This is a genomic window from Flavobacterium sp. ACAM 123 (assembly GCF_000264055.1).
Taxonomy (GTDB): Bacteria; Bacteroidota; Bacteroidia; order Flavobacteriales; family Flavobacteriaceae; genus Flavobacterium.
On record NZ_AJXL01000011.1, the window covers coordinates 1 to 16,490 of the forward strand.

Below are 16,490 nucleotides of genomic sequence, written 5' to 3' on the forward strand. Positions count from 1 at the left end.
TTGTTGTGTACTACTTTAAAATCAGAAGACCTTAAGGAGCTCAGTTTTAAAATTTCATTCATATTTTAATCTATCTTCTTTTATTTTATGAAATTTAATTAATGATTTAAAATCATAAGTATCCTTTTTAGGTATTTCTTGACCTCTGATATTAATTACTTTACAATCTTTAATAATGATTTTAGACAAAGAGTCATTTTCATAATTTTTGGATTTAAAATTAATTAGTGAAGTGTATTTAATCTTGATCTCATTATTATTACTTTTCTTTTCTTTAATATTGATATCAGGAATTAACGGAAAAGTATCTTTGCTAATTATGACAAAAAAGTTATTGTATTCTTCTCTAGTTATGGCATTTCTTTTAAACTCTAATGTTGTATAAAGATTTACATTAAAAACGCTAGGTTTCTTGTATAAAGAATCATATATCAGCTCTTGACTTACGATTTTAATATTCTTATTAGAATCTAGAAAAGTACATTTTTGAAAAACTAATAAAGAAATTACTGCAATAATAGTTATTTTTTTATTTATCATTATTCCTCTCTTTTTTTGTAATATTCCAAATTATCCGATATATGCTTTTTAAATTCAGGAGTGGCTTTTTCAGAATATTTCTTTATTTCATCTTTATAAATAGTTGTGTGTTTTTTTTCAGGATTTACTAAATGACCTATTGGACCACCTTCGTGATCTAATGTTGCTGTAAAACTATTAACATCATTCAACAACGGATCTACTTTTCCATTATTTAGATTAACAGTTACTGTCGATCCTTTTGTGTTCATAATTGTTGAACTACCATATATATCAGTAGCACTATAGACTCCATCATTATAGTTTTCAATATATCCCTCGGGTTGACCTCCTTTATGACCAGTAATAATTGCATCCGATACCGAAATTTCACCATTATGTACTTTACCTAAATTTACTCCTGCATCTTTTGAGTAATGCCCTGCTATATTTGACAAAGTTGAATAGTTAGATTTATTAAATGTAAAATCTTTCAATTGAACTTCATCATTCAATTGTGAAAAATTAAATGTTCCTGAATGTATAACAATGTTATTTGTTTTTCTAAAATCAGTATATAGAAACTTTCCTGAACTATCAAAGTGGTCATCTGGGGGTACTGCAGCCCTGCCATCGGGATCAATCAAGTTGATAGGATTATTATCTGTAAAAACGTAGGGAGATTGGCTTGGGAACTTCTCCGCCAACGGGTCAATATGCATCCAACGACCTAAATCAGGCATATAAGTTCTAGCCCCATAGTCGTAAACATTCAGTCCCAACTCATCCTGCAGCTCTTTACCGTTGTACTTATACTTGTAAATATATGACAAAAAAAATCCCGACAAATCGGGATTTTTAAATTCTAGAAATAAATTAAAATCCTATTTCAATTTTTTCTTGATTGCTACTTCATGATAAGCTTCAATGACATCTCTTTCTTCAATGTCATTGTATCCTTTGATTTGGATACCACAATCATATCCTTTAGCTACTTCTTTAACATCATCCTTAAATCGTTTCAAAGCACTAAGCTCACCTGCATGAACTACAACACCGTCACGAATAATTCTGATTTTAGCATTCCTCGATATTTTACCATCCATCACCATACAACCAGCGATAGATCCTACTTTAGAGATTTTAAATATCTCTCTGATTTCAGCAGTACCCAGAACTTCTTCCTTCATCTCTGGAGCAAGCATTCCTTCCATTGCATCTTTCAAGTCATCTATTGCTGCATAGATAATAGAGTAGTAACGGATATCGATTTCTTCTTTATCAGCTAACTGTCTTGCATTACCTGCAGGACGGACGTTAAATCCTATGATGATTGCGTCTGAAGCTGAAGCCAACATAACGTCAGTTTCAGTAATCGCTCCAACACCTTTATGTATAATATTAATTTGAATTTCTTCAGTAGATAATTTAGAGAATGAATCAGATAGCGCCTCAACAGACCCATCAACATCTCCTTTAAGAATCACATTCAGTTCTTTAAACTGACCCAATGCAATTCTACGTCCTATTTCATCTAATGTAATATGGCGTTGTGTACGAACAGATTGTTCACGCATCAATTGAGAACGTTTGGACGCAATTTGTTTTGCTTCTTTTTCGTCTTCGAAAACGTTAAACTTATCACCTGCTGTTGCCGCACCGTCAAGACCTAATACAGACACCGGGGTTGAAGGACCTGCTACAGTAACCGTATTACCTCTCTCGTCATGCATGGCTTTAATTTTACCATGATGCTTACCAGCTAACATATAATCCCCCACTTTAAGAGTACCATGTTGTACTAATATAGTTGAAACATATCCTTTACCTTTATCTAAAAAGGCTTCTACTACTGTCCCTTGCGCTTCCTTATTCGGATTCGATTTTAAATCTAAAACTTCCGCTTCTAATAAAACTTTTTCCAATAATTCTTTTACGCCTGTACCTATTTTTGCAGAGATATCATGAGATTGAAATTTACCACCCCAGTCTTCTACAAGTAAATTCATACCCGCTAATTTCTCCTTGATTTTCTCAGGATTTGAATTGGGCTTGTCTATCTTATTGATAGCAAATATAATCGGCACACCAGCTGCTTGAGCATGACTAATCGCTTCTTTAGTCTGTGGCATGATATCATCATCCGCTGCAATCACAATAATAGCAATATCTGTCACTTGAGCACCACGTGCACGCATGGCAGTAAACGCCTCGTGACCCGGTGTATCTAAGAAAGCAATTTTTTGTCCATTATCTAAAGTTACTCCGTATGCACCTATGTGCTGCGTAATACCCCCTGATTCACCAGCGATAACATTTTCTTTACGAACATAATCCAATAAAGACGTTTTACCGTGATCTACGTGACCCATTACAGTAACGATCGGAGCTCTGAATACTAAATCTTCTTCTCTGTCTTCAACAACAGCTATTGAGTCTTCAATATCTACAGTAATAAATTCAACTTCATAGCCAAATTCATCCGCAACGATAGTCAATGTTTCTGCATCAAGACGCTGATTCATGGTAACCATGATTCCGAGAGACATACAAGTACCGATGACCTTAGTAATTGGCACATCCATCATAATGGCAATTTCACCAACAGTTACGAACTCTGTTACCTTAATGGTTTTACTTCCTTCGTCTAAAGCTCTTTGCTCATCATCAGATTTCTGACGATGCGTATCTCTTTTGTCTCTTCTGTACTTAGCCGCTTTGGATTTACCTCCTTTTTTACCTTGAAGTTTTTCTAAAGTTTCACGAATTTGATTTTTAACCTCTTCTTCCGTAGGCTCAACTTTTGCTACAATTGCAGGTCTGTTTCCTCTCACGAATCCGGGCCTTGAACTCCTATTAGCATTAAAACCACCACCACCAACATTTGGCGTAATCTTATTAGGATTTGGTGCACCAGGGACTCCAGGAGGCCGAGGTGTGCCCGGTTTAGGGGCTATTCTTTTGCGTTTATTTTTATTAGCCGCTCCAGCAGCTCCAGGCTTGTTTGGAGTGATTTTAGGCTCTTCTTTCTTCTTTTTCGGTTTATTGAACTGAGACAAATCAATAGTTTGTCCTGTCAATTTGGTCCCAGATAGTTTCTGATATTGAGTCGCAATCGCTTCCTCGGCAGCAGCTTCCTCCATTTTGGTAGCCACTTTCTCTTCCGAAACAACTACTTTTTTATCTTCCTTAACTGCTTCCTTTACAGGCTCATTCACCACTATCTTTATAGGCTCTTTTGAGGGTTCTTTTGTTTCGACAACGGCTTTCACCTCTTTCTTGTCAGCGACAATTTTTTCCCCAACCTTTTCTTTTACAACCGGTTTTTCTGTCGAAGTTTTAGCTTTGGGCACTTCCGTTTTTTCGGCTACAACAATTGGTACAACTGGACTTGGCGCAACTGGCGCTGCAGCAGCAGCAGCAGTTTTCTTCGGATTAAGATCAATTTTCCCTACTTGAATAGGTCCCGCTATAACAGCTCTCGCTTTTACAACTTCTTGCTGTTTTTTAAGAATCTCTTCATCGTGCTTACGTTTCTCCTCAACTTCTTTCTCTCTCTCAATACGTAAAGCCTCTTTCTCTTTCCTTTTCTCTTCTCCTACTTCTTTTGAAGCCTCTTTTTTACCTCTGTCACCTGCAAATTGACCGCACAAGACATTGTATACATCATCAGAAATCTTTGTGTTTGGATTTGCTTCAATAGCGATCCCTTTATCTTTTAGATAATCCACAGCTCTTTCCAAAGAAATATTCAATTCCCTTAAAACTTTGTTTATTCTAATAATTCTCTCTTCAGACATAAAACCTTTTTATTATTACCTTTTTTGTTGTGTTGTTAGAAGCATAGATTAACTATCAAATTCTTCTTTCAATATTCTCATTACATCTAGAATCGTTTCCTCCTCTAGGTCAGTTCTTCTTACTAAATCCTCGACGTCTTGTTTTAGAATACTTTTTGCGGTATCTAAACCAATTTTCGCAAACTCTTCAATAACCCAGCTTTCGATTTCGTCTGAAAATTCAGTCAACTCCACATCATCATCCTCACCGGTAGCAATATCACCTTCTCTAATAACATCAAGCTCATACCCTGTTAATAGACCAGCTAATTTAATATTGTGACCTCCTCTTCCAATTGCTTTCGAAACCTCTTCTAATTTTAAAAACACTTCTGCTCTTTTAGTTTCCTCATTGATTTTGATTGACGATACTTTTGCAGGGCTTAGTGCTCTTGTAATGTATAATTGAATGTTACTTGTGTAATTAATAACATCTATATTTTCATTTCCTAATTCACGTACAATTCCATGAATACGCGATCCTTTCATTCCCACACAGGCTCCTACAGGATCAATTCTATCATCATAAGAGTCCACAGCTACCTTCGCTTTTTCACCTGGTATTCTTACCACGTTTTTAACCATTATCAATCCATCAAATACTTCAGGAATTTCTTGTTCAAACAATTTTTCTAAAAACACATCAGCGGTTCTAGACATAATAATTTGAGGTTTGTTCCCTTTTAATTCAACGCTTTCAATAATTCCACGAACATTATCTCCTTTACGGAAAAAGTCAGTAGGTATTTGTTTTTCTTTTGGTAAAATAATTTCATTCCCTTCATCATCAACTAAGATAACAACTCTAGGTCTTACATGATGTACTTCGGCTGTGTAAATTTCACCGATTATATCTTTAAATTGTTTATAAAGATTTGTGTTGTCATGTTCGTGAATTTTAGAAATTAAATTCTGACGCAAAGCCAAAATCGCTCTTCTACCCAAATCTATTAACTTTACTTCCTCAGAAACATCTTCCCCGATTTCAAAATCAGGTTCGATTTTTCTTGCTTCTGTTAAAGTTATTTCTTCGTTTTCAAAATCTAAATCTTCGTCCGCAACAATAACTCTTCGTCTCCAGATTTCCATATCTCCTTTATCAGGATTTATAATAATATCGAAATTGTCATCTGAACCGTATTTTTTCTTCAATGCATTTCTAAATACATCTTCCAAAATTGCCATAAGCGTTACACGATCAATGAGTTTATCATCTTTAAACTCTGAGAATGAATCGATTAGTGCTAAATTTTCCATGCGAATCCTTTAATTAAAATGTTACTGTAACAATTGCTTCGTTTATCTCTGTGTAAGGGATCTGTACCGTCTTTTGAACGGTCTCTTTCCCTTTACCTATCTTTTTAGGCTCTCTTGCTTTCCACGACAAAATTACAAAATCATCATTAGCTTCCACTAATTCCGCTTCAATATTTTCTGTATTAGTTTTCACAATCAAGGTTCTACCTATATTTTTCTTGTATTGTCTGATTTTCTTTAATGGCGATGAAACCCCTGCTGAGGCTACTTCCATCGAATAATCCTGCTCTTCTCTATCTAAACTGGCATCTATCGCGCGACTAATATCGATACAGTCCTGCAACGCCACACCATTATCGTCATCTAAAGTTATAATAACTTTAAAAGCATCAGTGATGGTAAGGTCTATTAAAAAAAGCGATGGCTTTTCTACAAGAGCTTCGGTCAACAATAAATTTACTTTTTCTTTAAATGTCATATTTTTTATAAAAAGAGGCACGCAATGCGTGCCTCATCATCTAGTTTTTAATAAATAACGGTGCAAATATAGTGTTTTTTTTATAAATCGAATTGATTGAATGCTGTTAAAATATTTCTTATCTTTATACAAGAGGAAAAATGACGATTTTTCTCATAATTTTACCCTTTAATTATGAAACGAATTTTAGTTCCAACCGACTTTTCGGCCCATGCAGAAAACGCATTGAGAATTGCAGCACAAATTGCAAAAAAAAGCCATTCCGAAATAATACTACTTCATATGTTGGAAATTCCAAACCAAATGAATGACGCTATAACCTTAGCTCCAGGCATTCCAGAAGTGATGTTATTTATTAAAAAATCTAAAGAAACACTTCAAAAACTTAAAGATCAAGATTATCTAAAAGGAATCCAAGTCACTGAATACGTGGAGTTTGAAAAAGCATTCGACGGAATCTTATCCTTTAGCAGCAAAAATGAGATTGACCTAATTGTCATAGGATCCCATGGAATTTCCGGACTTGAAGAGGTCTTAGTTGGCTCTAATACCGAAAAAGTAGTTCGGCTATCAGAAATCCCGGTTTTAGTTATTAAAAAAGATACTACTGAGCTGAAAGGGACTAATTTTGTTTTCGCATCCGATTTTTCGCAAGAAACAAAAAAGCCTTTCGAAAAAATGATGGAATTTAGTAAAATATTTGACGCCAAATTGACATTAGTGATGATTTGCACCCCTAATAGCTTCAAGTCAACTGCCCTTTCAGAAAAAATAATGACTGATTTCGTCGCTGATTTTAAAATTACCAACTATTCCAAGCACATTTATAACGACGTAAATATTGAAAAGGGAATCCTTAACTTTTCGAATTCCATAAATGCAAATTTGATAGGGTTATGCACCCATGGAAGAACCGGTTTAGCACATTTCTTCACAGGAAGTGTTAGTGAGGACTTGGTAAACCATGCCGCAAAACCAGTAATAACATTTAAGATCTAAACAGATACTCCATAATCCAACTCGTTTAAAAAAGCCTAATAAAAAAAGAACCAATCCAATTAATTATACTTTAAAATTACTCCATAAAAAAAGCCTCTCAAATTGAGAGGCCTTTGTTGGTCTACAAGGACTCGAACCTTGAACGACTGTACCAAAAACAGTTGTGTTACCATTACACCATAGACCATCGTTGCTGCTAAGCGAGTGCAAATTTATAATAAAATTCAGTTTGCGCAAACTTTTTTTCACTTTTTATTGAAAAAAATTTTAGCTAAAATCCATCCACACCTGATAGATTTTGAAAATTACTAAAAACCAAGCTGTTACCGATCAAATTAGTTTGACAGAAAATTTTGCTAATGTTTACCTCCTTAAGTAAAAAAACATTTTCTTTGCAACTTAAAATATAACTAAATTTCAATACATGAATAAGGCGCCATTCAATTTCAATAAATGGAATACGATTATAGGTTGGTTTACATTTGCAATCGCATTAATAACCTATACTCTTACAGTTGAACCCACGATGAGTTTTTGGGACTGTGGAGAATATATCGCCACCGCTGCAAAACTTCAAGTTGGTCACCCGCCCGGAGCGCCTTTGTTTCAAATGATCGGTGCCTTTTTCGCCATGTTTGCTTCAGATAATGAACATATTGCCTTAATGGTAAATATGACTTCTGTTGTATCGAGTGCCTTCACTATATTATTCCTGTTTTGGTCTTCTTCGATGATTTTAAAGAAACTAATTTCGCGCATAGCGGAGCCAAATCAAAAAAAGGATAACGCAGTTCAATTAAGCACAAGCAACGCTACCGTAATTTTAGGTAGTTCTTTTGTTGGGGCTTTAGCTTTTACCTATTCTGATAGTTTCTGGTTCAACGCCGTGGAAGCAGAAGTTTATGCGATGGCCTCTTTATTTATTTCCTTGCTTTTCTGGCTGGGTTTACGTTGGGAGCAAGACATGGACACACCCCGAGGAAATCGATGGTTATTGATTATTTCACTGGTTATCGGACTATCATTTGGGGTTCACTTTATGGCTCTTTTAACTATTCCATCCATCGGGTTATTGTACTTTTTTAAGCATTACAAAACAGTTACGGTCAAGAATTTCATCATTGCCAATGTTGCAGTTGTTTCTATATTATTATTTATTTTCAAATTGCTGCTGCCCTTAACCATGTCTTTCTTTGCCGACACAGAAGTTTTTACAGTTAATGAATTAGGAATGCCTTTTGACTCCGGAACGATTCTAGTTACTATTCTTCTCTGTGCTGCCTTTTATTTTGGTTTAAAATACACTAACAACAAGGGTCTTGTAACATTCAACACCTTAATTCTGTGTATTCTATTCGTTTTAATTGGGTTTTCGACTTGGACTATGTTGCCTGTTCGTGCTAATGCCAATGTAAACATCAATGAAAACAAACCTTCAGATGCGCGCGAGGTACTCGCTTATTACAATAGAGAACAATATGGTTCTAACCCTTTGTTTTACGGCCCTCAGTACACTGAAGTTTTTGCCGGTTTAGACAAAGACAATCCCTATCTTGACAAAGCGCCTAACTACGAACGAAACTATAAAACCGGAAAATATGAAATCGTAAATAATTTCAAAAATGCCGTTCAAAATAGCGATGACGATCATAAAACTATTTTACCCCGAATGTGGAGTACAGATCATATAGCCAATTACATGAACTTCACAAACGCTCCTGAGTTTCACCTAAATCCTGCCTATCCTTATGAAGAGGATTTAGCCAAATACGGTATTGACGCCAGTAAATTATCCGAAGAAGACTATGCTAGGGCTATTGGACAATTAAAGAGTGAAATTCGGAAAACGGTAGCTGAATTTAGAACTGCCTACGCTCAAAAACAAATCGACAATGACGGTTATGTAAAATTTTTAAAGAGTTACGGTGATTATTTAATCATAGATAAACCCTCAACGGTAGACAATTTAAGTTTTATGTTTGAATACCAATTTGGCTACATGTACGTAAGGTATTTGATGTGGAACTTTGTTGGACGTCAAAATGACGTGCAAGGAAGATACGATAGTCAAGACGGAAACTGGATGAGCGGAATAAAATTATTAGACGAATTACATTTGGGTTCCCAAGACAATTTACCAGAAGATGTACTAAACAATAAGGGACGTAACGCCTATTATTTTCTTCCATTCCTTCTGGGGCTTATAGGACTGATGTATCATGCCAATAAAGACCGAAAAAGTTTTTATGTACTGTTGACTTTATTCTTATTCACCGGTATTGCGTTGAAAATTTACTTGAATGAAAGACCGTTTGAACCGCGAGAGCGAGATTATGCTTTAGTGGGTTCTTTTTATGTATTTGCAATCTGGATCGGATTTGGGGTCTACGCGCTATATGAAAGTGCTCAAAAGTATTTAGCGCCACGAATAGCAGGACCCCTAATTATTGCAGCGAGCATATTAGCCGCTCCGGTACTTATGGCGGCTCAAAACTGGGATGACCACGACCGTTCCGGGAAGTACACCGCAACAGCAATGGCAAAAGCATATCTTAACTCCTGTGCTCCTAATGCCATTCTATTCACCATAGGCGACAACGATACGTTCCCGTTATGGTATGCACAAGAAATAGAACACGTAAGAACCGACGTAAAGATTGTAAATACCAGTCTTTTTATGACGGATTGGTATATCGACCAGATGAAAACGAAGACATATGAAGCCGAACCATTACCAATCTCTTTTACACATGATCAATATGTAGGAGATAAATTAGACTATGTTGTACATATTCCAAAAACAGACAGCAGATGGGAAATAAAGGATTTCATGGATTTTATTAAAAATCCAAAATCTACGGTCGGTATGCAGAACGGACAGACCATTCATTTTTATCCAACCAATAAAGTTAGAATTCCTGTTGACAAAGATGCTGTTATAAAAAACAAGATCGTTTCGCCTAAATACTATGATTCCATTGTGCCTTATATAGATGTTGATATTAAAGGGAATGCGTTATATAAAAACCGACTAATGATGCTGGACATTGTAGCCAATAACAACTGGAAAAGACCCATCTTCTTTAGCCCTGGTGCTTTTGATGACGAAGACTACCTATGGATGAAAGAATACCTCCAGCTTGATGGAATGGTCTATAAATTAGTTCCAGTAAAAACTACAATTCCTAAAAATGGCAGCCCATTAGACATGGGACAAATCGATTCTGAGAAAATGTACACCAATGTCATGAAATGGGACTGGGGCAATAGCGACAGCGACAAAATATACCACGATGTTGAAACAAGACGCGAAAGCATAACGTACAGAACAAATCTTGCTCGATTAATGGATCAATTGATTGTTGAAAGAAAGTTTGAGAAGGCAAAAACGATTATTGAATTGGCTATGACAAAAATGCCATTAGACAAATTTGGCTACTATTCTTTAGTAGAGCCTTTTACAAAAGGATACTACCAAGTGGGTGAAAAAGCCAAAGCACGACAACTCTTAGAGAAATTGATGGCAAAATACAAAGACAATCTTACTTACTACAGCCACTTAAAGTCATCAGAACAATCTAATTTAGCTGTTGATATTATCACAGACCTTGAACGCTACCGAAGCTTACTGCAAGTGATGAAAGAAAACGGAGATTTGAAGTTTTATACTAAAAACAGAACTGTATTTAATACCTACATTGAAATGTTCGAACGTTTCGGAAGAGAAAAAGAATAAAGAAACACCCTAAATATCTTTTAAAAAATAGCAGCAAAATACTATATTTTTTGCTGCATTTTTTTTTAATTTTTATAGAAACAACTACCAAAATGAGCTTTTACTGGATTAAAACACATTCACTAATAAAGAAGCTATTCTCTCGATATGTATGGGACTTCCCAAATACGGAAAATAAAGTATACCTGACATTTGACGATGGCCCTACTCCTGAAATTACAGAATGGGTTTTGGAACAGTTAGAACGGCACAACGCCAAAGCCACTTTTTTTTGCATCGGGAAAAATATCGAAGCATACCCTTCCCTTTTCGAAAAATTAATAAATAAGAAACATACTGTAGGAAATCACACTTTCAATCATTTAAACGGCTGGGAAACTACAACCGATGACTATACTGCCAATGTTTCACTTTGCGAGAATTCGATTGAAAAGTATAAAAATGAAATTAGTAATTCTGATTCTAAAATCTTCCGCCCTCCTTATGGGAAAATTAAACCCACGCAAGCAAGAAATTTAAAGAGCCAAGGGTACCAGATTATTATGTGGGATGTTCTTAGTGCTGATTTTGATCAAACAATTACAGAAGAAAGATGTTTGAAAAATGTAGTTTCAAATATAAAACCGGGGAGTATAATTGTATTTCATGACAGCGCGAAAGCATTCAAAAACCTAAAATACGCCCTGCCAAAAGTATTGGATTATGTAGATAAAAACGGCTTCAAATGTGAAGTTATAGAATGAAACCATAAATCATAAATTGTTACAGCTGCTCTTGTACGATACCTATGAGAGTATTCGCATCCAGCTCACCTGATTGTCTCCAGATCATTTGCCCGCCTTTATAAATCATTAAGGTAGGAAGCCCCTTAATTCTTAAGGCATCAGCTAGTTCCTGGTTTTTATCGACATCAATTTTAATGACCTTAGCTTTATCGCCAAGCGCCGCTGCCACGTCTCTAATTACGGGATGCATAGAAACAGATGACTCATTCCAATCTGTGTAAAAATCTATCAACACAGGCACTTGTGCACTTATAAGTTCTCCAAATTTTGACATAAAACCAACGAATTTAATTTTTAAATCTACTTAAAAAAAAAGACAGCTAGTTTACAAATGTAGCTATTTTTAACTAATCATGCTACATTCTTGCCTTTTTTTAGTTCAATGACTGTAATTTCAGGCATAATCCCAACTCTACCTGGGTAAGCATGAAATCCAAATCCTCTATTTACATAAACATATCTTCCTAAGTTTTCGTATAAACCAGCCCATTGTGAATATACGTATTGCGCCAAACTCCATTTAAAATAACCCGGAATTTCAATTCCAAATTGCATCCCATGCGTATGTCCAGAAAATGTTAAATGAAAATTCTTATCGTGGTTTTTAATTTCATAATCCCAATGGCTTGGGTCGTGACTCATCAAGATTTTAAAATCCTCTTGATTCACCCCTTCGGAAGCCTTGTTAATATCGCCAGCCTTTTTAAAATTTTGACCCCAATTTTCTACTCCTATTAAAGCAATTTTGTGGCCTCCTTTTTCTATATACGTATGCTCATTCAATAAGAGTTTGAAATCAATTTCTCCATACAGATTTTTTATAGCTTGAAAATTATCTGCTTTATCCTGCTCTGTAGGCCAAGTGACGTACTCTCCGTAATCGTGGTTCCCCAGAACAGAATACTTTCCGTACTCGTGTTTCTTGATTCTATTGAACGTCTCTATCCAAGGATGCATTTCCTTAGCATCTGTATTGACAATATCACCGGTAAACAAAATCATATCTGAGTTTTGCTCGTTTACTAAATCGATGGCATAATTAATCTTTTCTGGATTATCAAAACTACCACTGTGCACGTCTGATATTTGTGTAATAGTAAAACCGTCAAAGGCGTCCGGTAAATCCGGAAAAAAGATGCGTTGCTTTATCACTTTATAATTGTACTTACCAATGGTTATTCCATAAATCAAAGACATAAATGGAATTGCTGCTAATCCTAATCCTACCTGGCTAACGAATTTTCTTCTCGAGGCAAAAAAGGTTGCATTATCATCATCATCTACAAAATAATTTATTGAACCAGCACCTATTCTAAATACATCTTCTCCCAGTAATACCAGAGTCAATACCATTTTAGGAACATAAACTAGAAGCACTAAACCCATTGTGAAGAGCGTCTGTTTCGTTTGCCCCACAGAACGGTCAAATTGCATAAAAGAATAAACAATAAATATAAAAACCAGCACACTAATAATCTGATAAGAGACTAAAACCCATTTTACCTTTATTAATGTTCTCAATGCTTGAAATACATAAAGTTCGACGATAATAAGGATAAAACTTAAAAACAGGACACGAAAAATCATTGTAATTATTTTTGTCGACAAAATAACAAATTAAGAAAACACTATCTGTAGTTATTAATCAAAATTTAACTAAAAAATCAGCAAATTTTTTACTGTCACGCTTTTTAAAATAGAAAAAGGCATCATAACTGAGTCGCTGCCTTTATTTGTGTCGAAAACCATCTATTATGCAAAATAATTACGCGACACCAGAAACCGCCCAAACTTATAAATTTCATGATAGATAGCTGTAGTATTTGCAGACTCACTCAAACAAGCCCCCTAGCCCCAGCCCTTTTAAAGCGTTCAGCCCACATGTAGACAAAATCATTCATAGCTAAACGTAGTATAAGTGACCTCCCTTAAAACAACAATTATGATTCCTATTATTATAAATATTAAATTCAGTTCCCTCTTTATCTCTTAAGTTTTGTACTTTTGAAATCTTTACAAAATCACAATTATGTCAAATCAAAAACGCCTTTTCCTTCTTGATGCTTATGCTTTAATATTTCGCGGATATTATGCCTTTATAAAAAACCCCAGAATCAATTCTAAAGGAATGGACACTTCGGCCATTATGGGCTTCATGAACTCCTTGCTGGATGTCATAAAAAGAGAGAAACCAGATCACTTAGCCGTCGCTTTTGACAAAGGCGGGAGCCAATTAAGAAATGAGATATTCCCAGAATACAAAGCAAATCGTGATGCCACTCCAGAGGCTATAAAAATTGCCGTTCCATACATCCAGTCTCTACTAAAAGCAATGCATATCCCTATAATTGAAGTAGCAGGTTATGAAGCCGATGACCTGATAGGAACTATTGCAAAACAAGCCGAAAAAGAAAACTATAAAGTCTTTATGGTTACTCCTGACAAAGATTTTGCACAATTAGTTTCAGAGAATATATTTATGTACAAACCAGCCCGAATGGGTAATGGCATCGAAATATGGGGCGTTCCCGAAGTTTTAGCAAAATTCCAAATCGAAAGACCGGAACAAGTGATTGACTTTCTAGGCATGATGGGTGACGCGGCTGACAACATCCCGGGATTGCCTGGTGTGGGCGAAGTTACTGCAAAGAAATTCCTAAAAGAATATGGATCAATGGAAAACCTTCTGGCAAATACAGATAAGCTTAAAGGAAAGATGAAAGAGAACATCGAAGCCAACAAAGAGAAAGGGATTTTATCAAAAACTTTAGCGACTATTCTACTTGATTGTCCTGTTGCTTTCAATGAAATTGATTATGAATTATCAACGCCGGATATCGAAAAAACGGATGCGCTTTTTAATGAGTTAGAATTTAGAAGAATGGCAGAACAGTTTGACTCTATATTTAAAAAAGGAGGGACCGCAACTGCGAGCGTGGCTGCTGATGATGAAGACTCACCTAAAAAGGTTCAACAAAAAAGCGAAGATCAGTTCGATCTTTTTGGAAGTGGAATTTCAGACGAAACCTCTGAAGATACCCATCATCAATATTACAATACATTAGAAGATACCGAACACTCTTATCAGATCATTCAAGGAGATTTAGGCCTAAGGTTATTGTTACAGAATTTATCGAAACAAAGCGCTGTTTGTTTCGACACAGAAACTACTGGGTTAGATGCCTTGCATGCCGAGTTAGTAGGGATTTCTTTTTCCTATGAAAAGGGAAAAGGATTTTACGTACCCTTTCCAGAAAATCAGGTGGAAGCCAAAGCACTCGCTGAAAAGTTTATGCCGTTTTTCGAAAATGAGAACATTGAGAAAATAGGACAAAATTTGAAGTATGATTTAAAAATACTTTCCAACTATGATATTACTGTCGAAGGAAAATTATTCGATACCATGATCGCACATTATCTTATCAATCCGGATATGCGTCATAATATGGATATCCTAGCAGAGACCTACCTGAAATATTCTCCGAAACCCATTGAAAGCTTAATTGGGAAAAAAGGAAAAAACCAAAAATCGATGCGCGATGTCGAATTAGAAGAAATCAAAGAATACGCTGTTGAAGATGCTGATATAACACTCCAGTTAAAAGAAATATTTACGAATGAGTTAGACAAAACAGGGACTAAAAGCCTTTTTGACAAAATTGAGATTCCTTTAGTAAAGGTATTAGCTGATATGGAGAAAGAGGGAATTCGATTAGACGTTCCCTTTTTGAAGTCCCTATCACAAGAATTAGACAAAGACATTAAAACGCTGGAAGCTACTATTTTTGAAATTGCAGGCGAAAAATTCAATTTGGCTTCTCCAAAACAATTGGGAGATATTTTATTTGAAAAACTAAAACTGGGAGGACCCAAACAAAAGAAAACGAAGACGGGTCAATATGCTACCGGCGAAGAAATTCTAAGTTATTTAGCAAAAGACAGCGAAATCGTTTCAGCAATATTAGATTGGCGCTCCTTAATAAAACTTCAAAACACCTATGTTGAAGCACTGCCTTTACAAGTAGACGTGGTAACAAAGCGCATTCACACCGATTATATGCAGACTGTTGCGGCAACGGGGCGATTGAGTTCTACCAATCCGAATTTGCAAAATATCCCTATTCGTACAGAAAGAGGAAGACAAATTAGAAAAGCATTTATTGCCCGCGATGAAGATTATACTATAATCTCTGCCGATTATTCTCAAATTGAATTGCGCATCATTGCCGCATTGAGTGGAGAGGAAAATATGATAAAAGCCTTTTTAAATAACGAAGACATTCATAAATCAACCGCTTCAAAAGTATTTGACGTGCCGTTAGAGGAAGTGACTCGCGAACAAAGAAGTCATGCTAAAACGGTAAATTTTGGAATTATATATGGGGTTTCAGCTTTTGGACTGAGCAATCAAACTAATTTGTCGCGTAAGGAGAGCGCTGATTTGATTGAAGCCTATTACAAAACCTATCCAAGATTAAAATCATACATCCAAGAGCAAATTGAATTTGCTCGCGAAAACGGTTATGTACAAACAATCCTGGGACGTCGTCGCTATTTAAAAGACATCAATTCTCAAAACGCAATGGTACGTGGCGGTGCAGAAAGAAATGCAGTAAATGCGCCGATACAAGGAAGTGCTGCTGATATTATCAAGATAGCCATGATCAACATCCATAAAAAATTAAGTTCAGAAAACTGGAAAAGTAAAATGCTTTTGCAGGTTCATGATGAATTGGTGTTTGATGTGCATAACAGCGAATTAGAGAAAATCCAACCGATGATTAAGCAGGAGATGGAGAATGCCTTTAAACTTGATGTGCCTTTAACTGTAGAATTAGGAATGGGTAAAGATTGGCTCGAAGCGCATTAGTATTACC

General features: G+C 35.7%; 11 protein-coding genes and 1 tRNA gene. 4 read left to right on the top strand and 8 right to left on the bottom strand.

Annotated features, from left to right (window positions below; all coding sequences use genetic code 11):
* Positions 1-54 precede the first annotated feature (54 nt).
* Genes A3SG_RS0103130 through rimP form a run of 5 tightly spaced genes read right to left on the bottom strand, consistent with a single transcriptional unit; the run spans position 55 to position 6,093 of the window.
* Positions 55-540 (bottom strand): hypothetical protein, encoded by a 486-nt coding sequence (locus A3SG_RS0103130; protein ID WP_016988550.1) that lies wholly within the window; start codon positions 538-540, stop codon positions 55-57.
* Complete coding sequence (locus tag A3SG_RS0103135) at positions 540-1,367, bottom strand: RHS repeat-associated core domain-containing protein (protein ID WP_016988551.1); 828 nt, start codon at positions 1,365-1,367, stop codon at positions 540-542. The genes A3SG_RS0103130 and A3SG_RS0103135 overlap by 1 nt, the downstream gene beginning before the upstream one ends.
* Positions 1,368-1,403: 36 nt before the next feature.
* Positions 1,404-4,319 carry a translation initiation factor IF-2 gene (infB, locus tag A3SG_RS0103140; protein ID WP_016988552.1) on the bottom strand — a complete coding sequence of 972 codons (2,916 nt, stop codon included), beginning with the start codon at positions 4,317-4,319 and terminating at the stop codon, positions 1,404-1,406.
* A 48-nt stretch (positions 4,320-4,367) separates the two neighbouring features.
* A complete protein-coding gene (nusA, locus tag A3SG_RS0103145; protein WP_016988553.1) occupies positions 4,368-5,615 on the bottom strand; it encodes a transcription termination factor NusA in 1,248 nt (415 codons plus the stop codon).
* Positions 5,616-5,628: 13 nt separating this feature from the next.
* Positions 5,629-6,093, bottom strand: a complete 465-nt coding sequence (gene rimP / locus A3SG_RS0103150; RefSeq protein WP_016988554.1) for a ribosome assembly cofactor RimP — start codon at positions 6,091-6,093, stop codon at positions 5,629-5,631.
* A gap of 174 nt (positions 6,094-6,267) precedes the next feature.
* On the opposite strand from rimP, the gene A3SG_RS0103155 reads away from it, so the two are divergent.
* Entirely contained in the window at positions 6,268-7,092 is an 825-nt protein-coding gene (locus A3SG_RS0103155) for a universal stress protein (RefSeq protein ID WP_016988555.1), read from the top strand.
* A 116-nt stretch (positions 7,093-7,208) separates the two neighbouring features.
* On the opposite strand, the gene A3SG_RS0103160 is transcribed toward A3SG_RS0103155, so the two are convergent.
* A tRNA-Gln gene (locus tag A3SG_RS0103160) sits at positions 7,209-7,279 on the bottom strand.
* A 237-nt stretch (positions 7,280-7,516) separates the two neighbouring features.
* Between A3SG_RS0103160 and A3SG_RS0103165 the strand changes: the two genes are divergently transcribed.
* Complete coding sequence (locus A3SG_RS0103165; protein WP_016988556.1) at positions 7,517-10,828, top strand: DUF2723 domain-containing protein; 3,312 nt, start codon at positions 7,517-7,519, stop codon at positions 10,826-10,828.
* 92 nt (positions 10,829-10,920) lie between these two features.
* Positions 10,921-11,571, top strand: a complete 651-nt coding sequence (locus tag A3SG_RS0103170; protein ID WP_016988557.1) for a polysaccharide deacetylase family protein — start codon at positions 10,921-10,923, stop codon at positions 11,569-11,571.
* A gap of 19 nt (positions 11,572-11,590) precedes the next feature.
* Here the strand turns inward: A3SG_RS0103170 and A3SG_RS0103175 are convergent, their stop codons facing one another.
* Entirely contained in the window at positions 11,591-11,887 is a 297-nt protein-coding gene (locus A3SG_RS0103175) for a thioredoxin family protein (protein ID WP_016988558.1), read from the bottom strand.
* A 77-nt stretch (positions 11,888-11,964) separates the two neighbouring features.
* A complete protein-coding gene (locus tag A3SG_RS0103180) occupies positions 11,965-13,200 on the bottom strand; it encodes a metallophosphoesterase (protein WP_016988559.1) in 1,236 nt (411 codons plus the stop codon).
* 442 nt (positions 13,201-13,642) lie between these two features.
* Between A3SG_RS0103180 and polA the strand changes: the two genes are divergently transcribed.
* Positions 13,643-16,483: a DNA polymerase I gene (polA, locus tag A3SG_RS18980; RefSeq protein WP_016988561.1), complete on the top strand. Its 2,841-nt coding sequence runs from the start codon at positions 13,643-13,645 to the stop codon at positions 16,481-16,483.
* The last annotated feature ends 7 nt before the right edge of the window (positions 16,484-16,490 follow it).